At 62.5% G+C, this 23,100-nt stretch carries 11 protein-coding genes; 5 read left to right on the forward strand and 6 right to left on the reverse strand.

The window, feature by feature from the left end:
* Positions 1 to 99: 99 nt before the first annotated feature.
* Both DXXMK7_RS14390 and DXXMK7_RS14395 read right to left on the reverse strand, forming a co-directional pair.
* The gene (locus tag DXXMK7_RS14390) at positions 100 to 1,989 is read right to left on the reverse strand and encodes an Svx/AvrXca family virulence/avirulence protein (protein WP_038921059.1); all 1,890 of its coding nucleotides are present in this window, start codon (positions 1,987 to 1,989) and stop codon (positions 100 to 102) included.
* A gap of 143 nt (positions 1,990 to 2,132) precedes the next feature.
* Positions 2,133 to 3,992: an Svx/AvrXca family virulence/avirulence protein gene (locus tag DXXMK7_RS14395; RefSeq protein WP_038919691.1), complete on the reverse strand. Its 1,860-nt coding sequence runs from the start codon at positions 3,990 to 3,992 to the stop codon at positions 2,133 to 2,135.
* A 419-nt stretch (positions 3,993 to 4,411) separates the two neighbouring features.
* Here DXXMK7_RS14395 and fepB point away from each other — a divergent pair, with 419 nt between their 5' ends.
* Positions 4,412 to 5,476, forward strand: coding sequence for a Fe2+-enterobactin ABC transporter substrate-binding protein (gene fepB / locus DXXMK7_RS14400; protein WP_038919692.1), 1,065 nt, complete (start codon positions 4,412 to 4,414; stop codon positions 5,474 to 5,476).
* A 34-nt stretch (positions 5,477 to 5,510) separates the two neighbouring features.
* Here fepB and entS read toward each other — a convergent pair whose 3' ends face one another.
* Positions 5,511 to 6,791, reverse strand: a complete 1,281-nt coding sequence (gene entS, locus DXXMK7_RS14405) for an enterobactin transporter EntS (protein WP_038919693.1) — start codon at positions 6,789 to 6,791, stop codon at positions 5,511 to 5,513.
* A gap of 176 nt (positions 6,792 to 6,967) precedes the next feature.
* Here entS and fepD point away from each other — a divergent pair, with 176 nt between their 5' ends.
* Genes fepD through DXXMK7_RS14420 form a run of 3 tightly spaced genes read left to right on the forward strand, consistent with a single transcriptional unit; the run spans position 6,968 to position 9,925 of the window.
* Positions 6,968 to 8,044: a Fe(3+)-siderophore ABC transporter permease gene (gene fepD, locus DXXMK7_RS14410; RefSeq protein ID WP_038919694.1), complete on the forward strand. Its 1,077-nt coding sequence runs from the start codon at positions 6,968 to 6,970 to the stop codon at positions 8,042 to 8,044.
* A gap of 12 nt (positions 8,045 to 8,056) precedes the next feature.
* Positions 8,057 to 9,091: an iron-enterobactin ABC transporter permease gene (fepG, locus tag DXXMK7_RS14415; RefSeq protein ID WP_038919696.1), complete on the forward strand. Its 1,035-nt coding sequence runs from the start codon at positions 8,057 to 8,059 to the stop codon at positions 9,089 to 9,091.
* Positions 9,092 to 9,127: 36 nt separating this feature from the next.
* Positions 9,128 to 9,925, forward strand: coding sequence for an ABC transporter ATP-binding protein (locus tag DXXMK7_RS14420; protein ID WP_038919697.1), 798 nt, complete (start codon positions 9,128 to 9,130; stop codon positions 9,923 to 9,925).
* Between the two features lie 380 nt (positions 9,926 to 10,305).
* Here DXXMK7_RS14420 and DXXMK7_RS14425 read toward each other — a convergent pair whose 3' ends face one another.
* The 3 genes from DXXMK7_RS14425 to fes all read right to left on the reverse strand — a co-directional run bounded on the left by DXXMK7_RS14425 (position 10,306) and on the right by fes (position 20,558).
* Positions 10,306 to 18,870, reverse strand: coding sequence for a non-ribosomal peptide synthetase (locus DXXMK7_RS14425; protein WP_038921060.1), 8,565 nt, complete (start codon positions 18,868 to 18,870; stop codon positions 10,306 to 10,308).
* A 102-nt stretch (positions 18,871 to 18,972) separates the two neighbouring features.
* On the reverse strand, positions 18,973 to 19,191 hold the full coding sequence (locus DXXMK7_RS14430; protein WP_038667303.1) for an MbtH family protein: 219 nt from the start codon (positions 19,189 to 19,191) through the stop codon (positions 18,973 to 18,975).
* Positions 19,192 to 19,250: 59 nt separating this feature from the next.
* Positions 19,251 to 20,558, reverse strand: a complete 1,308-nt coding sequence (fes, locus tag DXXMK7_RS14435; protein ID WP_038919699.1) for an enterochelin esterase — start codon at positions 20,556 to 20,558, stop codon at positions 19,251 to 19,253.
* A gap of 313 nt (positions 20,559 to 20,871) precedes the next feature.
* Here fes and DXXMK7_RS14440 point away from each other — a divergent pair, with 313 nt between their 5' ends.
* Positions 20,872 to 23,079 (forward strand): TonB-dependent siderophore receptor, encoded by a 2,208-nt coding sequence (locus DXXMK7_RS14440; RefSeq protein ID WP_038919700.1) that lies wholly within the window; start codon positions 20,872 to 20,874, stop codon positions 23,077 to 23,079.
* Positions 23,080 to 23,100 lie beyond the last annotated feature (21 nt).

Consider the following 23,100-nt stretch of genomic DNA (forward strand, 5'->3'; position numbering starts at 1 on the left):
ATCGCCGCCGCGCGGGTGGCTCGAAAGGATTGAAAAACGGGGCTTTCGCCCCGTTATTTCATTCTGACATCAGCGTGAATGCCGTTATCTATCCAGCACTTACTTAGCGTAAGCCGGGCGCTCGGTAATTTCCGGCACTGCCCCGGTCAGGTTAGCGCCGGATTGTCCGTCGCGAATCTCCGCGCCGGTCAGATAACCATAGAAGACGCCGCGCGATACCGACATGTTCGCCTCTTGCGCATCAATATCCCCACGCAATTGGGCATCGCCTGATACCGCCAGCCCCGGAACGGTCAGGCCCAGCGCCCAGAACGCCGTATTAACCTGCGCGTTGTCCTTAATCACCGTATTATTCTGAATGATCGTCAGACCGCTGACGCGGGCATTATCCGACACCGTACCGTTCAGCACGATCGCATGATCTTCAATGCGCGCGTTGCCTGACACCGTGCCGCCCAGCACTCTGGCGTACGGCCCGACATAAGCGCTTTCATCCACCTGCGCGCCGTCGGCTACCCAACCGCCGCCGTTACGATGGCGATGACCGTTGGCGGTCGGCGTCGGCGCATTCGGCTGGCTGCCATCGGCCCAGGCGTTAGTCAGATCCACCGTCCACGGGTAGCGGTACAGCGAGTAGTAGGCCTGATCCCACTTAATTTTATGCATTTCCGTCGGGGTACCCATCACCACCAGATACAGGTTTTCACCTTTTTTGACGGAGAAGTTATTGACGGAAGCGCTGGCGCCGCGCTGCAACGCACTGTAGCGCGCTTTGCCGGACGCATTCACCGCCACCACGCCCCAACGCCAGTCGGAATCCGGCGATTGCAGCGTGGCCGGATCGTTTTTCAGTCCGGGGAAACGATTCACCGCCGCCACGTTCTGCACCGCGCCGTTGAATTTCACGCTGATACGGCTGGCGCCGTTATCCGGGATCAACCGCACCACGTTGTAGCCCCAGCGTTGCGGCGCCTGTTCGAACAGTACGCCAAAACGCCGTGCGCCGGCGGTGTTGCTGACAGGATCCAGGGTTGCGGTACGCAGCAGACGGTATGACAGGCTGCTGTCGAGAGTCTGCGCCTCGTAACCGCCCAGAATGCGACGATAGACCGCTCCCTGGTTGTAGCCATCCGGATCGGTGTAATCCCAGCCGACATTGCGCAGCGCCCAGTCGCCGAAGAAATCATTCAGCTCGGACTGGCTCCAGCCCATGTTGCTTTTCAGCACGGAGAACGGATCCGCGGTCCCTTGTCCCGGCTCGCCCGCTTTCGGCGCGTTGGCCCACAGATCGTTCACCGCCTTATAGCCATAGCGGTTTTTCAGATTCTCCAGGAACAGCCAGCCGCCATAGCGGGTGCGCGTGGTGCCCAGATACAGATGTGGGTTATTGATCGCCTCTTCCGCGCTGCCGGTCAGGTTGTGGTGGATGTTGTCCATTTGATGGGTCATCCAGTCGGCATGCGCTTCCCAGAACCAGCCCATATAGTTGATGCTGTCCGGCGCGGTCGCCTGGAAACCGCCGGTTTGCCCCTGCAGCGCATGCGCCAGTTCATGCGGCATCGCCCAATTGATCGACCAGTCGTTTTTCAGCTCTTCCGTGCCAATCCACATTCCCATGCTGCCGTTAGGCGCCAGGCCGCCGGTCAGCGCAAACGAAGGATCAAGGTGGACATTCGCCTTGAGTTTCACTTTGCTGTTGCAGTAGGGTTCGGGGAATTTGATCTGGTTGATGTACTTGTCCCAGGCCAGCTCCAGGCGCTTCGCCGCGACTTCCACATCCTTTATGTTCAGTTTGCCGGCATCGCTGTCTTTCCAGCGAAAGACAAAATGCGCGCTCTGGTACTTCACCGCCGGCATGTCGGTGGAAGCGTCCGCCTGCCAGTTGCCCGCCACGCAGGTTTCGTCGGCAAACGCCGGGGCGAACGTAAACAGGCCGCCGATAATCAGCGCGCCTTTGACCATCCGGGCCACGGTCCTTATGTGTGTCATAGCTTCATCCTTTACTTTTCCTTTGTGTATCATGGCTGACGGCGCATGGTTCCGTTTCACGCCGCCGCGCATGATGTCCCTGATAGAAAGGGAACCGGGTCGCCCCGTTCCCTTTTCATGCTGATGGCTTATTCAGCCGGTTATCATCTGGCGTAGGCCGGACGTTCGGTAACTTCCGGTACCGCGTCGGTCAGGTTGGCGCCGGCCCGGCTGTCCTTCACTTCATTCTCGTCAATGAAGCCGTAGAACACGCCTCTGGAGGTGGAAACGCCGCGAATCTCAGCATCGCCGCGCAGTTGCGCCGTGCCGGATACCACCACGCCGCGCTCGAAAGCGCCCGGTCCTTTGAACACCGTGTTAACCTGCGCGTTGTCCTTGATCACCGTGTCGCCCTGCACCACCGTCAGGCCGCTGACCCGGGCGTTGCCGGATACGGTGCCGCTCAGTACGGTGGCGTGATCTTCGATGCGGGCATAATCCAGCACCTTGCCGCCGATAACGCGAGCGTACGGCCCGACATAAGCGGTCGACGCCACTTCCGCGCCATTAGCCACCCAGCCGCCGCCGTTGCTGTGACGGCGACCATTGGCGGTCGGCGTCGGCGCGTTCGGCTGCGAACCTTCCGCCCAGGCGTTGGTCAGATCCACCGTCCACGGGTAGCGGTACAGCGAGTAGTAGGCCTGATCCCAGGTAATCTGGTGCATTTGCGACGGCGAGCCCATCACCACCAGATACAACCCTTTGTCGGTCGATTTCACGGCGAAGTTGCTGATTTTGGCCGATGCGCCGCGTTGCAGCGCGCTGTAACGGCTCTTGCCGGCGGAGTCGATCGCCACCAACCCCCAGCGCCAGTCGGAATCCGGCTGGGTAAGGGAAACCGGATCGTTCTTCAGGCCCGGCAGGCTATTAACCGCCGGCGCGCTCTGCACCACGCCCTGGAACGACACGGTCACCTTGGTGGCGCCGCTATCCGGAATCAGGCGCACAATGTTGTAGCCCCAACGCTGCGGCGCCTGATCGAACGGCACGGCGAAGCGTCTCACGCCAGAGGCGCTGACCGGGTCCAGCGCCGTGGTGCGCAGCAGTTTATCGGCGTTGCCCTGCGACGGCGTCACCGCACCGTAACCGCCGTAAGTGCGACGGTAGAAGCTGCCGCGATCGTAGCCATCAGGGTCGGTGTAATCCCAGTTGACGTTGCGCATCGCCCAGTCGCCGAAGAAGTCGTTCAACTCGGACTGGCTCCAGCCCATGTTGCTCTTCAGCACGCTGATCGGATCGGTGGTGTTCTGCTCGGCGCTGCCGATTTTTGGCGCTTTGGCCCACATGTCGTTGACGGCGCTGTAACCGTAGCGGTTCTTCAGGTGCTCCATGAACTGCCAGTTACAGTAGCGATCGCGGGTCGAACCCAGATAGAGATGCGGATAGTTCACCAGCATGTCGGAACAATGCGCGGAAGTGCCGCGGTATTCGTCCAGTTGATGCGCCATCCAGTTGGCGTGAGATTCCCAAATCCAGCCGACGAAGTTTTGATTGCCGTAAGACTGGAAGCTGCCGGTCTGCCCCTGCAACGCGTGGGTAAACTCATGGGCCAGACCCCAGTGGTCAAGCAGCGCGCCGGGACCGATCCACATTCCCATGGTGCCGCCATCGGCAATCCCGCCGTTCAGGCCGAAGGACGGGTCGATATGAATATTCGCTTTGTACTTGACGGTCGCGTTGCAATACGGCTGCGGGAATTTGATCTGGTTGATGAATTTATCCCAAATCAGCTCCAGCTGTTTGCCCGCGGCAACCACGTCATTGCGGTTAACCTGACTGCTATTATTCCAACGAAAGGCAAAATGTTCGGTTTGATACTGTGCTGCCGGCATGTCACTGACGTTACTGACCTGCCAGTTCCCCGCCACACAGGTTTCATCCGCATAAGCGGCATTCGCCGCCAATAAACTGCCCGCGGCAAGCAGGCAGCGCCCCAGAGAAATATGCTTTCTTATCTGCGACATAAGTCCGTTTTCCGAGCATGATAATGATGGGTACGCCTTCTCACGATCCAATGAAAAGGAAAGCAAGCCTCCTGACACCGGACGTCAAAGGCAGCCTTAAGGTCTTCGTGACCTGTTTTGTACGAATATTGCTGTCTCTCCTAATGGATAGACACATTAATGTTATTACACTTTTTAATATCGTGATACAGAGATTTGAGTAATCACTGACAAAACTTCACATATCAGATCGCGCTTTTTACCTTAAAAAACCGATGAAATTACCCAATCTAAAAAAACCAGCATGTATGACTGATAATTTTCGACTCAAAGAATTATTAATATAAATTCATGATTCGGCTGATAACGTTGTTTATGAGACGCATTATCGATAACCTTGCAGCACTCTTTTTCATGCTCGACAGGTAACAGGTAATCGTATGGTGGAATCAGACCGGCGCGCGGCAGGCGTGCTATCCGGAACAGGTGTATCCGGAAATAGAAACAACCGTGCCATTATGTGGATATGGGGATTGATGGCGATGCTGCTGCTCGCCGGTTGCGATAACGCCGCCTCGCCCGATCACAGCGCCTCGGCGGCAACGTCAACGGGCTGGCCCCGCACGGTACCAACGCTGAAAGGCCCCGTGACGCTCGACCACGCGCCTCAGCGCATCGTGTCTACCAGCGTAACCATCAGCGGCACGCTGCTGGCGATCAATGCGCCGCTGATCGGCTCCGGCGCCACCAGCCCCAATACCATCGTGGCCGACGATCAGGGGTTCTTTCGCCAGTGGAGCGCCGAGGCGAAAGCCCGCGGCGTCAAACCGCTCTACATCACCGAACCCAATGCGGAAGCCATCGCCGCCGCCGCGCCGGACATGATCATTATTGCGGCGACCGGCGGCGACTCCGCCCTGAAATTGTATGAGCAGCTTTCCGCCATCGCGCCGACGCTGGTGGTGGATTACGGCGATAAAAGCTGGCAGCAACTGGCCGGGTATCTGGGCGAAGCCATCGGTCACGAAACCGATGCCCGACAGGTGATTGAACGTTTCGAGCAACGGGTGCAGACCGTGAAGCAGACGATTCAACTGCCGCCTCAGCCGGTGTCGGCGCTGGTGTATTATGAAGACGGCCGCGGGGTCAACTTGTGGACGCACGCGTCCGCGCAGGGACAATTGCTGTCGGAGCTGGGGTTCCAGCTGGCGTCGCTACCGGACAACCTGCCTACCGAAACCCGGATGGGTAAACGACAGGATATTCTGCAAATCTCCGGCGAGAACATGGCGGGCAGCCTCAACGGCCAATCGCTGCTGCTGTTCGCCAACGACGACGATACCGTTAATCGGGTCATCGCCAACCCGTTCCTCAGCCACCTGGAGCCGGTCGTACAGCACCGCATCTGGGCGATGGGACCGGACACCTTCCGGCTCGATTACTACAGCGCCAGCAACATGCTAAGCAAGATCGAACAGTACTTCCGCCAGCCGGCATCCCGCTGACGGACTGGGGTATGCCGGCGCTGCAATGCGCCGCCTAGCCCTCGTGTACCGCGTCGCCGGTTTCTTCTTCATCCGGCGACGCCGCCGGTTCGCCAAAGCGGCACTGACGCAGCGGACGCACCAGCAGCGCGATCACGCCGCCCAGCAATGCGGCGGCGGCGCCAAAAGCCAGAATACTGGTCGCCGGCGCCAGCAGTTTGCCCATCAACCCCAGAATCAGCGCGCCCACCGAATCGCCGGTGACATCCTGCGCCGTCCCCAGGCTATTGACCCGCCCCAGCAGGTGATCCGGCGTATGGCTCTGGATTAGGGTGAACTGCAGCAATGAGGTGATCGCGTTAAAGTAGCCGTAGCACACCAGCGCCAGCAGCGCAGGCAGCAAATGGCTGAACAGCCCCAGCGACGCCACCGCCAGAAAGGCGCCCGTCGCGCAACCCAGCAGAATCTTTCCCGGTCGTTGCGTCCCCGATACCCAGCCACTGGTGAACGCGCCTATCATGGCGCCCAGCGGCACCGCGGAATACATCAATCCCACCGCCGACGGCCCGGCGTGGTAAGCATCGCCCGCCAGCGCCGGAAACAGCACCCGCATCGCCCCGACCACGCTCACCAGCATGCCTAGCAGCACCACGCAGCCCACCACCGGATGGGAGCAAACGAAGCGCACCCCGCCGGCCAGCGCCTGCAGCGGATGCTCCGGTTTGCCCGGCGCCGGTTTCATCGACGGCAGCCGCACCAATGGGATCAGCGTCGCCAGCGTTCCGGCCGCGGCGACGGCGAAGTTCCAACCCACGCCGCCCGCGACGATGATCACCCCGCCCAGCGCCGGCGACAGAATCGCACCCAACCGCACCGTCAGCATGGTCAGCGCGCCGGCGGCTGGCAGATTTTCCCGCCCGACCAGCAACGGAATCACCGCCATCAGCGCCGTCATGCCCAGCGCGCCGAAGAAACCGTCCCAGGCGGCCAGCACATAGAGCGCCAGTAATGACGGCGAGCCGGAAAACGCATTCAGACTCAGCGCCACGAATCCCAGCCCGCAGGTGCCGCGGGCAAACAGGATCAGTTTGCGGCGATCGAAGCGGTCCGCCAGCACCCCGCCCAGCATCAGCCCGATAAACATGCCGATGCCGTCCAGCGCCACCGCCATCCCGACCTGCAACGTAGAGCCGGTCATCGCCTGAATCTGTACCGGCACCCCCACCGTCAGCATGCCGAGCGCAAACACCGACAACATGCGAGCCACAAAAATGGCGCGAAAATGCGCATTCTGCTTCAGCAAACTGAAGTCGAGAAAAAAAGAAGATTTAGCCATGAGCGTTTGTTGAATTCCTGTTCTTAATCAAAATGCTTTCTATCAGAATCGCGCCGCTATCATTCGCGGCCCGGGCAGTGCGGTAAATGGCGCCAATCCGGCTTCAGGTCAATGTCTTTGCCGAAGCCCGTATGCTATCCTAGCTACGCCACAACATTAATGATAATAATAATCATATGCATTTTTTAATAAAGCGATTCTTATCAGTGAGGTCACCCCTTTCCACCCAGACCACCGCGCCAGCTACCTTGCCGCGCGCGCTGTCATCGTTAACTGGCCGGCGGATTGCCGGTGTGATTCCCTGTCTGCTGCTGCTGGCATTGATCTGTCTCGCCAGCCTGATGCTGGGCGCTCGCGCCATCGCGCCGGAAGTGGTCTGGCACAGTCTGACCGGCAACCTGCAAGGCCCGGACAGCACCATCATTTTGCAGGCGCGGCTGCCGCGCACCCTGGCCGGCATTCTGGTGGGAATGGCGCTGGGCGCGGCCGGCGCGGTGATGCAGGCGCTGACCCGCAACCCGCTGGCCGACCCCGGCATCCTCGGCGTCAACGCCGGCGCCAGCTTCGCCATCGTGCTGGGCATCAGCTTCTTTGGCATCACCGGTATGGCCTCGTGGCTCGGCTTCGCCTGGCTTGGCGTACTGGCGGCCAGCCTGATGGTGTGGATCATCGGCACCCTGAGCGGCGGACGGGTCAACCCGATACGTCTGACGCTGGCGGGCGTGGCGCTGAGCGCCGTGCTGTCCGGTTTCACCTCGTCGCTGTCGCTGCTCAATCCGCTGGCGTTTGATCAGCTGCGCTTATGGGAAGCCGGAACGCTGGACATCCGATCGCTGGGCAATATCGCCTGGGTGACGCCCACCATACTGCTGGGCTGTGCGCTGGCTTTTTTCGCCGCCCGCTCGCTGAATACGCTCAGCATGGGTGAAGATCTCGCCACCGCGCTCGGCACCCGCGTAGCGTTAATCCGCGTGATCGCGATGTTATCGGTGATGCTGCTGTGCGGTTCCGCCACCGCGCTGGCCGGCCCCATCGGGTTCGTCGGCCTGATGATCCCCCATATCGCACGCGGCTGGGCCGGGCCGGATCAACGCTGGATTCTGATCTATTCGCTGCTGTTCGCGCCGATACTGCTGCTGAGCGCCGACATTGTCGGCCGTCTGCTGGTGCCGGGCGAATTGCGGGTGTCCATCGTCACCGCCTTTATCGGCGCTCCGGTCCTGATCTGGCTGGTGCGTCAGCGCAAGTCCTAGGAAGGCCACGCCATGTCTACCCGAACCCTGTTTCTGCGCGCGCCTGCCGGCTTGATTAGCGGCCGGCTGCCGCTGCGCGCGCTGTGGATCAATCTGTCGCTGCTGCTGGGCGGCGCGGCGCTGCTGACGCTGGCCGTCAGCCTCGGCACCCTGCCGCTGTCGGCGCCCACCGTATGGCAGGCGCTGGCCGGCCACGGCGAGGCCAGCACCGTCACCGTCGTGACTCAGTGGCGCGCCCCGCGCGCGGTGATGGCGCTGCTGCTCGGCGCCGGGCTGGGCGTCAGCGGCGCCATTTTTCAGTCGCTGACCCGTAACCCGCTGGGCAGCCCGGACGTCGTCGGTTTCAACACCGGCGCCCATACCGGGGCGCTGGTCACCATCATCCTGTTGCACGGCAGCTACTACCAGATTGCCGGCGGCGCGGTATTGGGCGGCCTGGCGACGGCGCTGGCGGTCTATTTGCTGGCATGGCGACGGGGAATCAGCGGATTTCGGCTGATCATCGTCGGCATCGCGGTCAGCGCGATACTGTCGGCGTTCAACACCTGGCTGATGATCACCGGCGCGCTGGAAACGGTGATGACCGCCGCGCTGTGGGGCGCCGGTTCACTGAACGGCATGACCTGGAGTAAAGCCGCGCCTGCGCTGCTGCTGATTCCGCTGACGCTGCTGGCGACGCTGCTGCTGGCCCGGCGTCTGCAACTGTTGGAAATGGGCGACGACAGCGCCCGGGCGTTGGGCGTCAACGCGGAGGCCAGCCGGTTGTGGCTGATGCTGTGCGGCATCGTGCTGATTGCGGTGGTGACCGCCAGCGCCGGACCGATTTCCTTTATCGCGCTGGCGGCGCCGCAGATTGCGCGCCGTCTGACCCGCGCCAGCACGGTGCCGTTATGCGCCGCCGCGCTGGTGGGCGGCCTGCTGTTGCTGACGGCCGATATCGTCGCCCAGCATCTGTTTACCGGCCGACAGTTGCCGGTGGGTTCGGTGACGGTCAGCATCGGCGGGTTGTATCTGATCTGGCTGCTGATCCGCGAATCACGCCGGTAATCAGCAACGTTAATTTGTCTGTAAAGAGTGATTCTGATGACACACCTTTTGCGCGCCGAGCAGTTGACGCTGGGCTACGACAACAAAATCATCGCCCGGGATCTGAGCGTGGCGATCCCGGCCGGTAAATTCAGCGTGATCATCGGCCCCAACGCCTGCGGCAAATCCACCCTGCTGCGCGCGCTGTGCCGCCTGCTGAAACCGATGGCGGGCGATGTATTGCTGGACGGCACCAGTATCCACCGCATTCCCACCAAAACGCTGGCCCGGCAACTGGGGCTATTGCCGCAGCACGCCATCGTGCCGGACAACATCACGGTGATGGATCTGGTGGCGCGCGGACGCTACCCGCACCAGACGCTGCTGCGCCAGTGGAGCGACGCGGACCAGACGGCGGTGGAACAGGCGATGGCAGCCACCAACGTTAGCGAACTGGCGGAGCGCAGCGTGGACGAGCTCTCCGGCGGGCAGCGCCAGCGAGTCTGGATCGCCATGGTGCTGGCGCAGCAAACGCCGTTGTTGTTGCTGGACGAGCCCACTACCTGGCTGGATATCGCCCATCAAATCGACCTGCTGGACCTGTTCCGTGAACTAAATCAGCAACATGACCGCACGCTGGTGGCGGTACTGCACGACCTCAATCAGGCCTGCCGCTACGCCGACCACCTGATCGTGATGCGCGCCGGCGCCGTGATGGCCCAGGGCACGCCCGCCGATATCATCACCGCCGAACTGGTGCAGGAGGTGTTCGGCATGGCCTGCGTCATCATCGATGATCCAGTCTCCCACACCCCGCTGATCGTCCCCTGCGGCCGCCATCACCCGGCGCCTTGACGCTGTTGACAAACAGCGCTGTTGTTTTGTTATTGGTGATTTATGTTGGAGTTGCGAGAGGTTTCGTGCTTGATGACATCCGTTATCCCTTTGCAACATCATCGCACGCACGACAAGGAGAGGCTCAACGCCGCCTCTCCTTGACCTCTGGCTGATGGCTAAACTGTACCGCTGGCGCGGTCCCCTCGGCGTTCGCCTTCGCTGTTCGGGCCGCCCGTGACGCGTTCCAGACGCGGCACGGGCTTTCGCCGCGTCCATGCGGCTCACCCGGCGAAGACGAACACCTCGGCACAGTTTTTTACGCCAGAAAAACCCATTGCTGACGATTAAGATGGTTGTCTACAGCCTCCATAGCCGACTATTGTCGGCCAATATCCCGATTACCTGCGCAGCAGCCTATTCAGCAACGGCCCCAGGTTTTCCAGCGACGCCGGCGACAGGATGTCCGCGTGCTCGCAAAGCTGAGGATACTGCGTCAGCGTGCTCACATACGGCGCCCAGGTGGCATCAACATCCATGTCAGCCGGCAGAGTGCGGGTCGCCACAAACAACGTAGCGTCGCCTGCGTAACGGGATGACCGGGCCGATGACAACAGCCGCACCGCATCCTGATAGTTGGCGACAATGTTGCCGAACATCGCCGCCCGCTCCGCCCGCAGTTGCGGATCGTCCTCAGACTGCGTGTCGGCCATAAAACCGGCCTGTTCGCGCGCCACTTCCTCGCGGGCATCGGCCTCGTCCGGCGCGGCCCAGTCCTGCCCTTCCGGCGGATAGGTATCCAGCAGACCGAGGAACGACACCGTTTCGCCCGCCTGTTGCAATCGCGCCGCGATACCATGCGCCAGCGTACCGCCCAGCGAATAGCCCAGCAGGAAATACGGCCCCTGCGGCTGAAGGCGGCGGATGGTCGCCAGATGGCGCTCACACATCGCGTCCACCGATGCGCAGCGGGCGATCACCCCGTCAGGCCGCGGCGATTGCAGCCCGACGATCGGGTAATCCCCGTCCAGATAACGCAGTAGCCCCGCGTACTGCCAGGCAAAGCCCGACGCCGGATGCAGACAGAACAACGCCGGCCCGCGACCGGAACGCAGCGGCAGGGTTTCGCCGTTGCCGTCCTGACTGCTGTCGGTGTCGCCCTCCACCAGCGCGGCGATGCTGGCTACGCTGCGCGCCGCCATGATCTGCCCGACCGTCAGCGAACGCTGCAACTGACGGCGAATCTCGGCCGCCAGCCGCATCGCCAGCAACGAATGACCACCCAGCGCGAAGAAATCGTCCTGTGCCGATACCGTCTCGCACGCCAGCAATTCGATAAACAACGCGGCGATCGTCCGTTCGACGTCCGTCTGCGGCGCGCGCCCGGCGGCCTGCTGCCCGGCAGGCGCCGGCAGCGCCTTGCGATCCAGCTTGCCGTTGGCGCTGAGCGGGAATGACGTCATCAGCACGTAACTCACCGGCACCATGTGCGCGGGCAGTTGCTGCGATAGCGCCTGTTGTAATGAGGCGATATCCAGCGTTGTCCCCGCCTGCGGCACCAGCCAGGCCACCAGTTGCCGGGCATCAGCGCCGTGCAGGCGGGTCTGTTTTCCGCCCAGCTCGCGCGCGCCGACCACCGCCTGCGCCACATCAGGCTGCGCCAGCAGCACCTGCTCGATTTCGCCCAGCTCGATGCGCTGCCCGCGGATTTTCAACTGATCGTCGCTGCGGCCGAGATAGTCCACCGTGCCGTCTTCCAGCCAGCGCGCGATGTCGCCGGTGCGGTACATCCGCTCGCCGGTGGCGAACGGGTCCGCCACAAAACGGCTGGCGGTCAGATCCGGCCGACGCAGATATCCCTGCGCCAGTTGAATGCCGCACAGATACAGATCGCCCGGTACGCCAACCGGCACCGGTCGCAGCGCGCCGTCCAGAATGCGCAGTTGGGTGTTCCACACCGGCAGACCGATAGGAATACCCGGCAACTGACAGCGCTCCAGCGCCTCGCCGGACGCCGGTTGCCAGGTGACGTCCACCGCCGCTTCGGTCGGGCCGTACAGGTTATGCAGCGATGCCGCGATGAGCGACTGATAATTCAGCGCCAGTTCGCGCGACAACGCCTCGCCGCTGCAGAATACCCGCCGCAGGCTGCCGCAGCCGATCTCCGCCCGCGGGCGCGTCTCCAGCGCGCTCACCCAGGCTGCCAGCATGGAAGGCACGAAGTGCAGGGTGGTCACCGCATAGTCGTTGATCAACTGCACCAGCGCATCCGGGTCGCGGTGCGCCTCCGGCGGCGCCATCACCAACCGGGCGCCGACCATCAGCGGCCAGAAGAACTCCCATACCGAGACATCGAAACTGCACGGCGTTTTCTGCAGCACCACGTCATCCGCCTGCAACGGGTACTGATGCTGCATCCACCACAAGCGGTTGACGATAGCCTGATGGCCGACCACCACCCCTTTCGGGCGACCGGTGGAGCCGGAGGTGTAAATCACGTAAGCCGCCTGTTGTTCCGCGACCAGCGACGATTGTTCCGCAACCTGCGGCGACGGGTGACGCGGCGACTGGCGTTCATCCGCCAGCGTATCCAGCAGCAATAACTCGGCCAGCTCGGCGAAGCGCGGCTGCAGGCTGCTTTCGGTGATCATCAACCGGGGTCGCGCGTCCTCCACCATCAGCGCCAGTCGTTCATCCGGGTAGCCGGTATCCAGCGGCAACCAGGCGGCGCCGGTTTCCAGAATGGCGTACAGCGCCAGGCTGAGGCGCACCGAGCGCGGCAGCGCCACCGCCACGATGTCGCCGGGCCGCACGCCGGCGTCGATCAGCCTGTCGGCCAGCAAGCGGGTCTGCCGTTGCACCTGACGGTAAGTCAGCTGATGCTGGCAATCCACCAGCGCGATGCAATCCGGCGTGCGTTGCGCCTGCGCCGCCAGCGCCTGATGTAATGTGCCCGGCGGCACCGGCTGTTCGGTGCGGTTGACCGCCGCCAGCAGCGCCTGTTCCTCGGGCAGTTGCAGGTTCCAGGCCGACAATGGGCGCTCCGGCGCGGCCACCAGCTGTTCCAGCAGCAGCAACAGGCGCTGCGCCAGCCGCTGCGGCTGCGCCACGCTGTCGCGGTATTCCATCAGCAACCGCAGCCGTTTGCCGGGCAGCACCAGCAGCGTCAGCGGATAGTGGGTGTAACCCCGATTGTTGACCGACTCGCAGCGCAACGCCTGCCCCGCCTGACTCAGCTCATCGCCATCCGGGTAGTTCTCCACCACCAGCAGGGTGTCGAATAGCGTACCGGTGCCGGCCAGTTGCTGGATTTCCCCCAGCCCCACATCGTCGTGCTCAATCAGCTGGATTTGCTGCGCCTGTAGTTCGGCCAGCTGCGGCAACAGCGCCCGCGACGCGTCCAGCCGCACCCGTACCGGCAGCGTATTGCTGAACAGCCCGACCTGCTGGTTGATGCCGTCAATCTGACCGAACCGACCGGACACCGGCGAGCCGAACAGCACATCGTCCGCGCCGCTGCCGGCGCTGAGCAGCATCCCCCAGATGCCCTGCATCACGCTGTTGAGCGTCAGGCCATGCTGTTTGCACAGCGACAGCAGCCCCTGTTCCAGTTGCGGCTCCGGTAGCAGTTCCAGCTCGCGGACGTCGCCGTGATGCGGACCGTCGCCAAACAGCAGCGTCGGGCGCGCCCCTGCCAGCACGGAGCGCCAGCGTTGACGCGATGCCTGTGCGTCGCGGGCCGCCAACTGGCGGATAATGTCCGCATACGGCACCGCGTGCGGCGTCAACGCGCTACTGCCCTGATACAGCGCGGTGAACAGATCGCGCAGACACACCGGGGTCGACCAGCCATCCACCACCAGGTGATGGGCGTTAAGAAACAGCGTGTGCCGTTCCCCGTCCGCGTGGCTGACCAGCAAGGCGTGCAGCATTGACGAAGGCTGGTGGAACAAATCGCGCGCCAGTTCAGCTTTTTCCAGCGCCAGCAATGCATCGGCTTCCTCGTCTGCCGGCATCGCGGGCAAAGTCTGGTGATCCAGCGGCCAGTAACAATGGTCGTCACGCAGTATCGGCAACACCTGCAACGGCGCTGACGCCTGTTCGGTATCGAAGCGCGCCGCCAGCTGCGGATGATGACGCACCACCGCCTCCAGCGCCTGACTCAATTGCGCGACCGACAGCGGGCCGCGCAGCGACAATCGGGTCAGCGAGTTATAACTGCCGGCGGCGTCCGCCAGTTGAGCGTGAAACAGCAGCCCTTGCTGCAACGGCAGCACCGGCAGCACCGCCGCCAGCGGCCCGTAGTGTTGACGCAAACGCTCCAGCGCCGCGTCGTTTACGCTGGCCTGCGCCACTTCGGCGGACACCAGCGTATCCGACAACGGCGGATAGCCCGCCAGTTCCCGCCACTCATCGATCGCCTGCGTCATGCCCTGATGCAGCGCCTCGATATCATCCGCCTCGAACACCCCTTGCGCCCATCCCCAGTGGATGGCCAATTGCGGCTGTTCACCTTCATCGACGAAAATATTGATGTCCAGCGGATGGCTGAGCGGCATCTCCGGCGCCTGCGCCACGGCAAAGGCATCGCGGAAATAGCGGTCGCTGCGGCGCGGCGACCAGGGTCCTTCGCCCGCCTCAAACCGTCCCAGATAGTTGAACAGGATCTCCGGCGCGTTGTCTTCCAGCGTCGCCAGTTCCCCGGCGCTTTGCTCATCCAGATAACGCAGCACGCCATAACCGACGCCGCGATCCGGCACCGCCCGCAGCGCGCCCTTCACCGACCGCAGGATAGCCCAGGGCGTGGCGGCCTGCTCCGCCGGCGCGTCAATACACACCGGGTACTCGGCGGTCAGCCAGCCAACCGTACGTCCGAGATCCAGACCATCCGTGGTATCGATACGTCCGTGGGATTCCAGCGCCAGCCGCAGCGGCTGCACGCCGAAATGACGATGGCAGGCCAGCATCAGCGCGCCCAGCAGGATCTCGTCCACCCGCGCCTGATAGCGTTCCGGCAGGGTCGTCAGCACCGCATGGGTCAACCCGGCGTCCAGTACCCGGCGCGCCAGCTGTCGGCTCTGTTCCTGATCGCGCGACGGATCGAGACGTCGCTGCCCCAACCGCGGCAGCGACGCCGTCAGCGCGGATTGCCAGAACGGCAATTCGGCGCGCCGCGCCGTCGCCTGCCCTTTCAGGCTGGCGGACCAGTCGACCAACGAGCACTCTTCGGCAGGCAGCACGGCCGGTTGACCGACCATCGCCGCCTCGGCCGCCTGACGCAATTCCGGCAACAGTACGCGCCACGATACGCCGTCCACCACCAAGTGGTGGACAACCAGCACCAGCCCGCAGGCGCGGTCGCCGCGTTGCAGCAGTACCGCCTGCATCATCCGGCCCGCCGCCGGGTCGAGACGCGCCACCGCCGTCTCAAACGCCCGTTCGGCCGCCGCGTCAACCGGCTCCTGCGCCGCCAGCGTTTCGCTGTGTACCGACACGGCCGCCGGCGAAGACGCGTCAATCACCAGTTGCCCGTCGCGGGTCAGCGCGCTCAACGCCGGATGCGCCTGCGCCAGCGCCGTCAGCGCCTGTGTCAGGTGCGCCGGTTGCAGCGCGTCGGGCACCGACAGGAACACGCCGTGGGCAAACTGACTCTCGATACCCGCCAGTCGGGCGAAGCTGTGCACAATCGGCAGGCCGTCCACCACGCCATGCCGTACCGTGCGCGCCGGCGCAGAAACGGCCGCCAGCGGCTGCATCGCCTGCGCCATACGCGCCGGCGTGCGTTCGGCAAAAATCACCTTCGGCCGCAGTTGCCAGCCGGCGCGACGCAACAGCGTGCCCAATCCCATAGCGGAAATGCTGTCGCCGCCCAGCGCGAAGAAATCCGCCTCCGCGCTAACGCTGTCCAGTTTCAGCAGGCTGGCGATGGACTGGCAAATCAGTCGTTCCTGTTCGGTGGCCGGTTCGCGCCCGGCCACCGCGGCGGCCTGCTGCGGCTTCGGCAACGCCTGACGGTCAATCTTGCCGTTGACGGTCAGCGGCAGTTCCGCCATCACCATCAGCACCGCCGGGATCATGTAATCCGGCAGTTGCTCCGCCAGTTGCGCCAACAGGCGAGCGGCAACATCCGGTTGTTCGCGGATGGCGTCGTCCGGCACCGAGCAATAGCCAATCAGCCGGTACGTCGCGCCAAGCGGTTCAGCGATGACTACCGCGGTGCTGACCTCAGCCAGCGCCACCAGCGCGTTTTCCACTTCACCCAGCTCCACGCGGAAGCCGCGTACCTTGATCTGGTGGTCAACACGGCCGATAAACGCCAGCTGACCGTCATGACGCCAGCGCATCAGATCGCCAGAGCGGTACATCACCGCGCCCGGTATAAACGGACAGGCGACAAAGCGCGTGGCGGTGAGATCCGGACGGCGCAGATAGCCGCGCGCCAGCCCCGGCCCGGCGATGTACAGTTCACCGGGCACGCCTACCGGCACCGGGCGCAGTTGGTTGTCCAGCAGCCACACCCGGGTGTTGGCGACCGGCTGACCGATAACCGGCTGATCCGCCACCGTGACCCGCGCGCCCAGGGTATCGATGGTGTATTCCGACGGCCCGTAGTAGTTATGAATTTCCATCTGCGGATGCTGACGCATCAGTTGCCACAGCCGCGGCGTGGCCGCTTCGCCGCCGATCATGATGAATGCGGGCTGGTGGTTATCCGCCTCCAGCAGGCCGCTGTCGATCATCTGGGTGAAGAACGACGGCGTGATGTCCATCAGGTCGATAGGCGTCTGATTAAGATGCTGTACCAGCGCCCAGGCGTCTTTACGCAGTTCCTCGTCGAAAATGTGCAGTTCGCTGCCCATCATCATGCAAAACAGCGGTTCCCACGAGGAGTCAAAGGAGAATGACGCGGTGTGTCCGGCGCGCAGGCGGCGGCCGTGCTGCTGTGAGAAACGCGCTATCGCCGGGCCGAACAGGAAGCTCGAATGGGACATCATCAGGTTGAGCAAGCCGGCGTGGGTGCTCATCACCCCTTTCGGCTTTCCGGTGGAGCCGGAGGTATAAATCATGTAGGCCAGATGTTCGCCGCACAGCGGCTCGCACCGCTCCGCGTCCGTCACCAGGTGTGCGGGCAACCGGGCGCACTCGGCCCGCAAGGCGGCGTCGTCCAGACACAGCACCTGCGGCAGTTCCGGCATCTGCGCGCGCACGGCGCTGTGGGTCAGCAACAAAGCCGGACGCGCGTCGTCGCACATCAGCGCCAGACGTTCACGCGGATAATCCAGATCCAGCGGCATGTAGGCGGCGCCGCTGGTCAGCACCCCGAAAATCGCCACGACCGACGACACCGAGCGCGGCACGCCGATCGCCACCACATCCCCCGCGCCGATCCCTTGCGCCCTCAGCTTGCGCGCCAGTTGCATCACCCGCGCCGACAGCTCGCGGTAGCTGAGATGGTCGCGGCCGCAGGCAACGGCCAGCGCATCAGGCTGCTGTTGCACCTGCTGTTGCAGACAATCCAGCACCGAACGCAGCGTCGCCGGTATGGTCAGATGCGGGCCGCTGCCCCATCCGTCGATATGCCGCCATTCGCTGTCGCTGAGCAGGGACAGCGCGCCGATAGCCCGATCCGGCTGCTGCACCAGTTGCGCCAACAGGTGCTGTAAACGCTGCGCGTGCCCCTGCAGCGACGGGCCGTCGTAACGCGCCGGGTTGGCGACCAGTTCCAGTTGCAGCTCGCCATCCTGCACGCCGAGGGTAAATTCCAAATCGTCTACCGGACCCATCGCCAGTACGTGCGTCGTTACCGGCGTGTTTCCCAGCGTCAACCCGGCGTTGTAGACCTTGAAGTTCATCACCGGCCCGTACAGCCCTTCGCTGCCGCCGACCAGACCGAGATCCCGTCGTAACTGCTCCGCTTCGTAACGCTGATGACGCCGCACCGCCCTGATTTCCGCCAGCAGCGTCTGAGTGGCGTCGATCAACGTCATATCCGGCTGTAGCGTCAGTTGCAACGGCAACACATTGACCACCGGCCCGCAGGCGCACAGCGCCGCCGACCCCATCCGCCGCATAAACGGAAAACCGACGGACAGGCGCGACTCGCCGCTCATGCGGTAGAGGTAGACCGCCAGCGCCGCCATAGCGATCTCGGCCGGTTGCACCTTAGCGCCGAACTGTTGCTCCGCCAGCGCGACAAAGGGCGCCGCCGGCAACGTCACCCGCTGATGCAGGGTACGGGTTTCCGCCGGCGCCGGGGCGCAAACGTCCGCCGCCAGCGACACCGGCGCCGGCAAATCGCTGGCATGCTCGCGCCAGAATGCCGCCGCCTGCCGGCAGGCGGGCGAACGCTCCCACGCCTGATATTCCGTCACCACGTCGGCAAACGACGTAAACGGCGAATTCGCCGGCGTTTCACCGGCGCTGAGGGCGTTATAAATCTCCACAATCCGTCGGGTCAGGGCGTCAAAACTGAAACCGTCCAGCATCAGGTGATGAAAACGCTGATACCAGAACCACCGCTCCGGCTGCGCCGACACCCGCATTATCGCCTGACGATACAGCGGTTGCCCGCCATCGGCCGGCAGCGGCGCTGCCAGATCCGCACGCATCAGCGCCCAGGCCGCCTGTTCGCCTTGCGCCGGATCGCTGAAATCCAGCGATTCCGGTTCGCGGATGCCTGCGGCATCCGGTGCGGACGGCAGCCACTGCACCGGCTCGCCGAGATCGTTCAGGCCAAAACGAGCCTGTACCGTATCCGCCTCCGCCAGCCCCTGACGGATGGCCGCCGACAGGCGAACCGGATCGACCGGGCCGCACAGCTCCAGCGCATGCGCCACGGCAAAGGCATTCGGCTGGCTGGCGATTTGATCGGCCATCCAGATACCGGGTTGAGCCGCTACCAGCGGCAGTTCCAGAGAATCCGCCTGATGCGCCGGCGTTAACTCGTTGGGTCGTTCTGATGCGATGGATAGCTCTGATTCGCTGGATGATTCAGCTTCGTTGAATAGCTCTGACACGTTGTTTTCCTTACTCCGTCAACGGAAACATTCCTGACTGGTGAACGCCGGTTAGGCTTCAGTGGTCCGCAGACTGGCCGGGCGCATGTCTTGCCAGTGGGTTTCGGTATAGGCGATGCACGCCTCACGGGACTGCGGCCCGTATACCGCGCGCCACCCTGCCGGCACCGCTGCAAACTCCGGCCACAGGCTGTATTGCTGCTGTTCGTTGACCAGTACCAGAAACGCCAGACGATCATCGTCAAACGGATTAAGTTGTTCCTGACTCATTGTTATTACCTCGTGTTATTGAGCCGCCGCCGTCCGTCAGACGCCGGCAGCATGCATACTTAATCCCGGGACGCCGCCGGTAAGCCCGCGTCGCTCAGCAACCAACGGAAGCCGTCAATCAACCCGCCGCGCCAGCACAGAGTGTCATGCCCACCGGCATACACGCGCTGGTGAACCCGATGCCCCGCCGCCGTCAGCACGTCATGCATCTGTTGGTTGACGAAGGCGATATCGGCTTCGCGCCGCCCGGCTTCCTGAAAAATCACCAGCGGCGACGCCGTCCGTCCGCCCTGCCCTACCTGCGTGACCAGCACGCCGGGTTCCAGCGTGTCGCGCAGGTCGAAATCGGTGATGAATTGCAGATTCGGCCACCAGAAAGAGCCGGACTGGGTCAATACGCGGCCGAAGCGCTGCGGCCAGTGCAGGCCGGCGTACAGCGCCGCCAGTCCGCCGTAGCTCTGCCCGGACACCACAGTGCGGTCCGGGTCGTCGCTGAACGGCGCCAGTCGCGCCGCCTGCGGCAATAATTCATCCTGCACCGCCTGCCAGAAGGCGGCATCGCACGGCAGTTCCCGGCAGCGGGTTTCCCCGTCAATGGCGTCAATAAACAGCCAGACGGCAGGCGGCAGATTGCCCTGTGCGGTTTCCGCGTCCAGCGCGGCAAATAGCGGTGTCTCCTGTGCCCATTTCTGCCCGTCCAGCACAATGCACAACGGCCGCCGGGCCGGCGCTTCGTTGCTGCCAGTGGCGTACAGCCAGATACGGCGCTGGTTGTCGAGCTGTTCGCTCTTCCAGTCAAATACCGTCAGCCGGGCTGCATCCGGCGGTAACGCCGAGCCGTTATCCACCGCGCCCCAGGCCTGCTGCGACGGCGCCGCCGGCATATGAGCGGCCGACAGTTGTTCTCCCCACGGCTGGCCCGGATTGAGCGGATCGGCGATCGCGCAGGGAAACAGCGAACACCACCACTCCCGCTGCTGTTCGTCACGCAGTTGCTCATCGTCGCTAAACACCGGCGGCAGTTGCGCCGCCACGATGGGAATCAGGGAATAGCTGCCGCGCCAGTCATGCTCGATGCTCATCGACCAGTGCCAGACATCGGTGCCGGGCAACCGTTCCAGACTCTGCGGATCGGTGCTGTGGTGATCGGTCACGCCGTTGATATCGGCATACACCCGCCGGATGGCGGAATAGCGTTCGTCACCGTCCGGATCGCGCCAGAGAAACGTCACCCGCACTCGCCCGGCATCCTGTACTTCCACCAGTGGCGTTCCCAACCTGACAACCTGTTGCCACCAGACCTCTTCCCCTGCCTGAGGCGATGACAAAAGTGTTGCGGCGAAACCTGACGGCTGTGCTGCCGGCATCAAAACCTCCCGGGGTCTGCCCCTTTACGTTTTTCTTACATTTAGTTAACCAAGCTAATGAGTTGGTTAGATGATTTACAATTCTATAGACAAGAGAAATAATATTGAGAACCATTTACATTTGCAATAAGATGCAATTCCCGATTTTTGGCGGGACAAACAAACTCATACTCCGGTCACAAAACACGCCACCAAAAATTAACCTGATGAATTTAAAGTCAATTAATTGATTAAATGGGATGAATGACAAGACCGGTGAATATAAAGCCTGAAACACACAAAAAATAAGGTCTTTCACAGGAGGGGATAACTGATGCATAGCACCAGGAATGAACAATTAAAAAAATTAAAGTCTTGGCAGGGAAATAAAAAGGCGATGCCAGCCGTGCTGGCTTCCACTCTGCTGATGGCGGCGCACGCGCAGGCGGCCGACACCACCAGCACCGATACCATGATTGTGTCGGCCAACGCCGGTGAAAGCGTCACCGCGCCGCTGAAAGGCATCGTGGCGAAAGAAAGCGCCTCCGGCACCAAAACCAGCACGCCGCTGATAAAAACTCCGCAAGCGGTCACCGTCGTGACCCGCGACCAGATGGACGCGCAGGCGGTTTCCTCTGTTTCTGACGCGCTGAACTACTCCAGCGGCGTAGTCACCAACTATCGTGGTTCTTCCAACCGCAACGATGAAGTGATCGCCCGCGGTTTCCGCTACGCGCCGAAATTCCTCGACGGCCTGAGCTACGGTCTGAGCGGTCAGGGCGCCGCGCTGGGGAAAATCGACCCCTGGTTGCTGGAGCGAGTGGAACTGGTGCACGGCCCGGCCTCGGTGCTGTACGGCCAGGTTAACCCCGGCGGGCTGATCAGCATGACCAGCAAACGCCCGACCGCTGAAACCATCCGCAAGGTGCAGTTCAGCGCCGGCAACCAGCATTTGGGCGAAGCGGCGTTTGACTTCGGCGGCGCGCTCAACGACGACAAAACCCTGCTGTATCGCCTCAACGGCATCGCCAGCACCCGCGATGAATTCGTCAAGGATTACAAAGAGAAACGCGTCGCCATCGCGCCGGCGATCACCTGGCTGCCTAACAGCGACACCAGCTTTACGCTGCTGACCAGCTACCAGAACGATCCCAAGGCCGGTTACCGCAATTTCCTGCCGAAAATCGGTACGGTGACCGAAGCCAGCGCTGGCTATATTCCAGAGGACCTGAATGTCAGCGACCCTAACTACAACCGCTCAAAACGCGAACAGATCGGCATCGGTTATATTTTCGATCACTCCTTCAATGACAACGTTTCCTTCCAGCAAAACCTTCGCTATTCCCAGTTGCGGGAACGCTACAAGTATCTGGTTTATACCTGGAGTAACCCGGAAATCTCCGATACCTCCCTGTCCCGCCGTCAGGTGCGCGAAGAACTGAACGCCGATGAACTGGGGCTGGATAACCAGATCAAGGTCAAACTGGCAACCGGTGAGGTGGAACATACCCTGCTGGGCGGACTGGATTACAAATGGCAGGACCGCGATTACAACTACTGGCGCAACAGCGGCAACCAGTACAATTTTGACTGGGCGAACCCCAGCTACGGCGGTTCTTATCTGGTCAGCGACAGTCAGTTAGCACTGAACCAGTCTTACAAGAAAAAACTCGATCAGGTCGGCGTTTATCTGCAAGACCAGATGGAATGGAACCAGTGGAATCTGCTGCTGTCCGGCCGTCATGACTGGAGCGAAATACGTACGCAGGATCGCACCACCAGCACCACGACCCAGCAAAACGACAGCAAATTCACCGGCCGCGCTGGTCTGCTATACGCCTTCGACAACGGCATTTCACCGTACGCCAGCTACAGCACCTCGTTCGAACCCAACCTGGATTCCGGCGCGCCGGGCACGCCAGCCTTTAAACCGACCACCGGTGAGCAGAAGGAAGTGGGGGTGAAATTCCAGCCCAAGGGCAGTAATACCCTGCTGACCGTATCGCTGTTCGATATCACGCAGAAAAACATCACGTCGTACAACAGCGTGACTAAATACAACGAGCAGATCGGTAAGGTGAAATCCAAAGGGGTGGAAACCGAAGTTCACTCGCAACTGACGCCGGAAATCAACCTGATGGCGGCCTACACCTATACCGATGCGGTCACCAAGGAAAGTTACACCGCCAGCCAGGTCAACAAAACGCCGTCATCCATTCCACGTCATTCCGCTTCCGCCTGGGGCAGCTACAGCTTCCAGAATGGTCCGCTGAAAGGCGTCACGCTGGGCACCGGCGTGCGTTATATCGGTTCTACCTACGGCGATAACGCGGAGAGCTTCAAGGTACCGGCTTACACCCTGTACGACGCGATGGCGCGTTATGAACTGGGCTCGCTCGCCTCGCAACTGAAAGGCGCTGCGGTGCAGTTGAACGTCAACAACCTGACCGACAAGCGCTATGTGGCGTCGTGCGGCGGCGATACCGCCTGCTTCTACGGCAGCGGACGCACGGTCGTCGCCACGGTTAGCTACAGCTGGTAATACGCGGCAGGGCGGGTTTTC

Source organism: Dickeya sp. MK7 (assembly GCF_000406305.1).
GTDB lineage: Bacteria > Pseudomonadota > Gammaproteobacteria > Enterobacterales > Enterobacteriaceae > Dickeya > Dickeya fangzhongdai.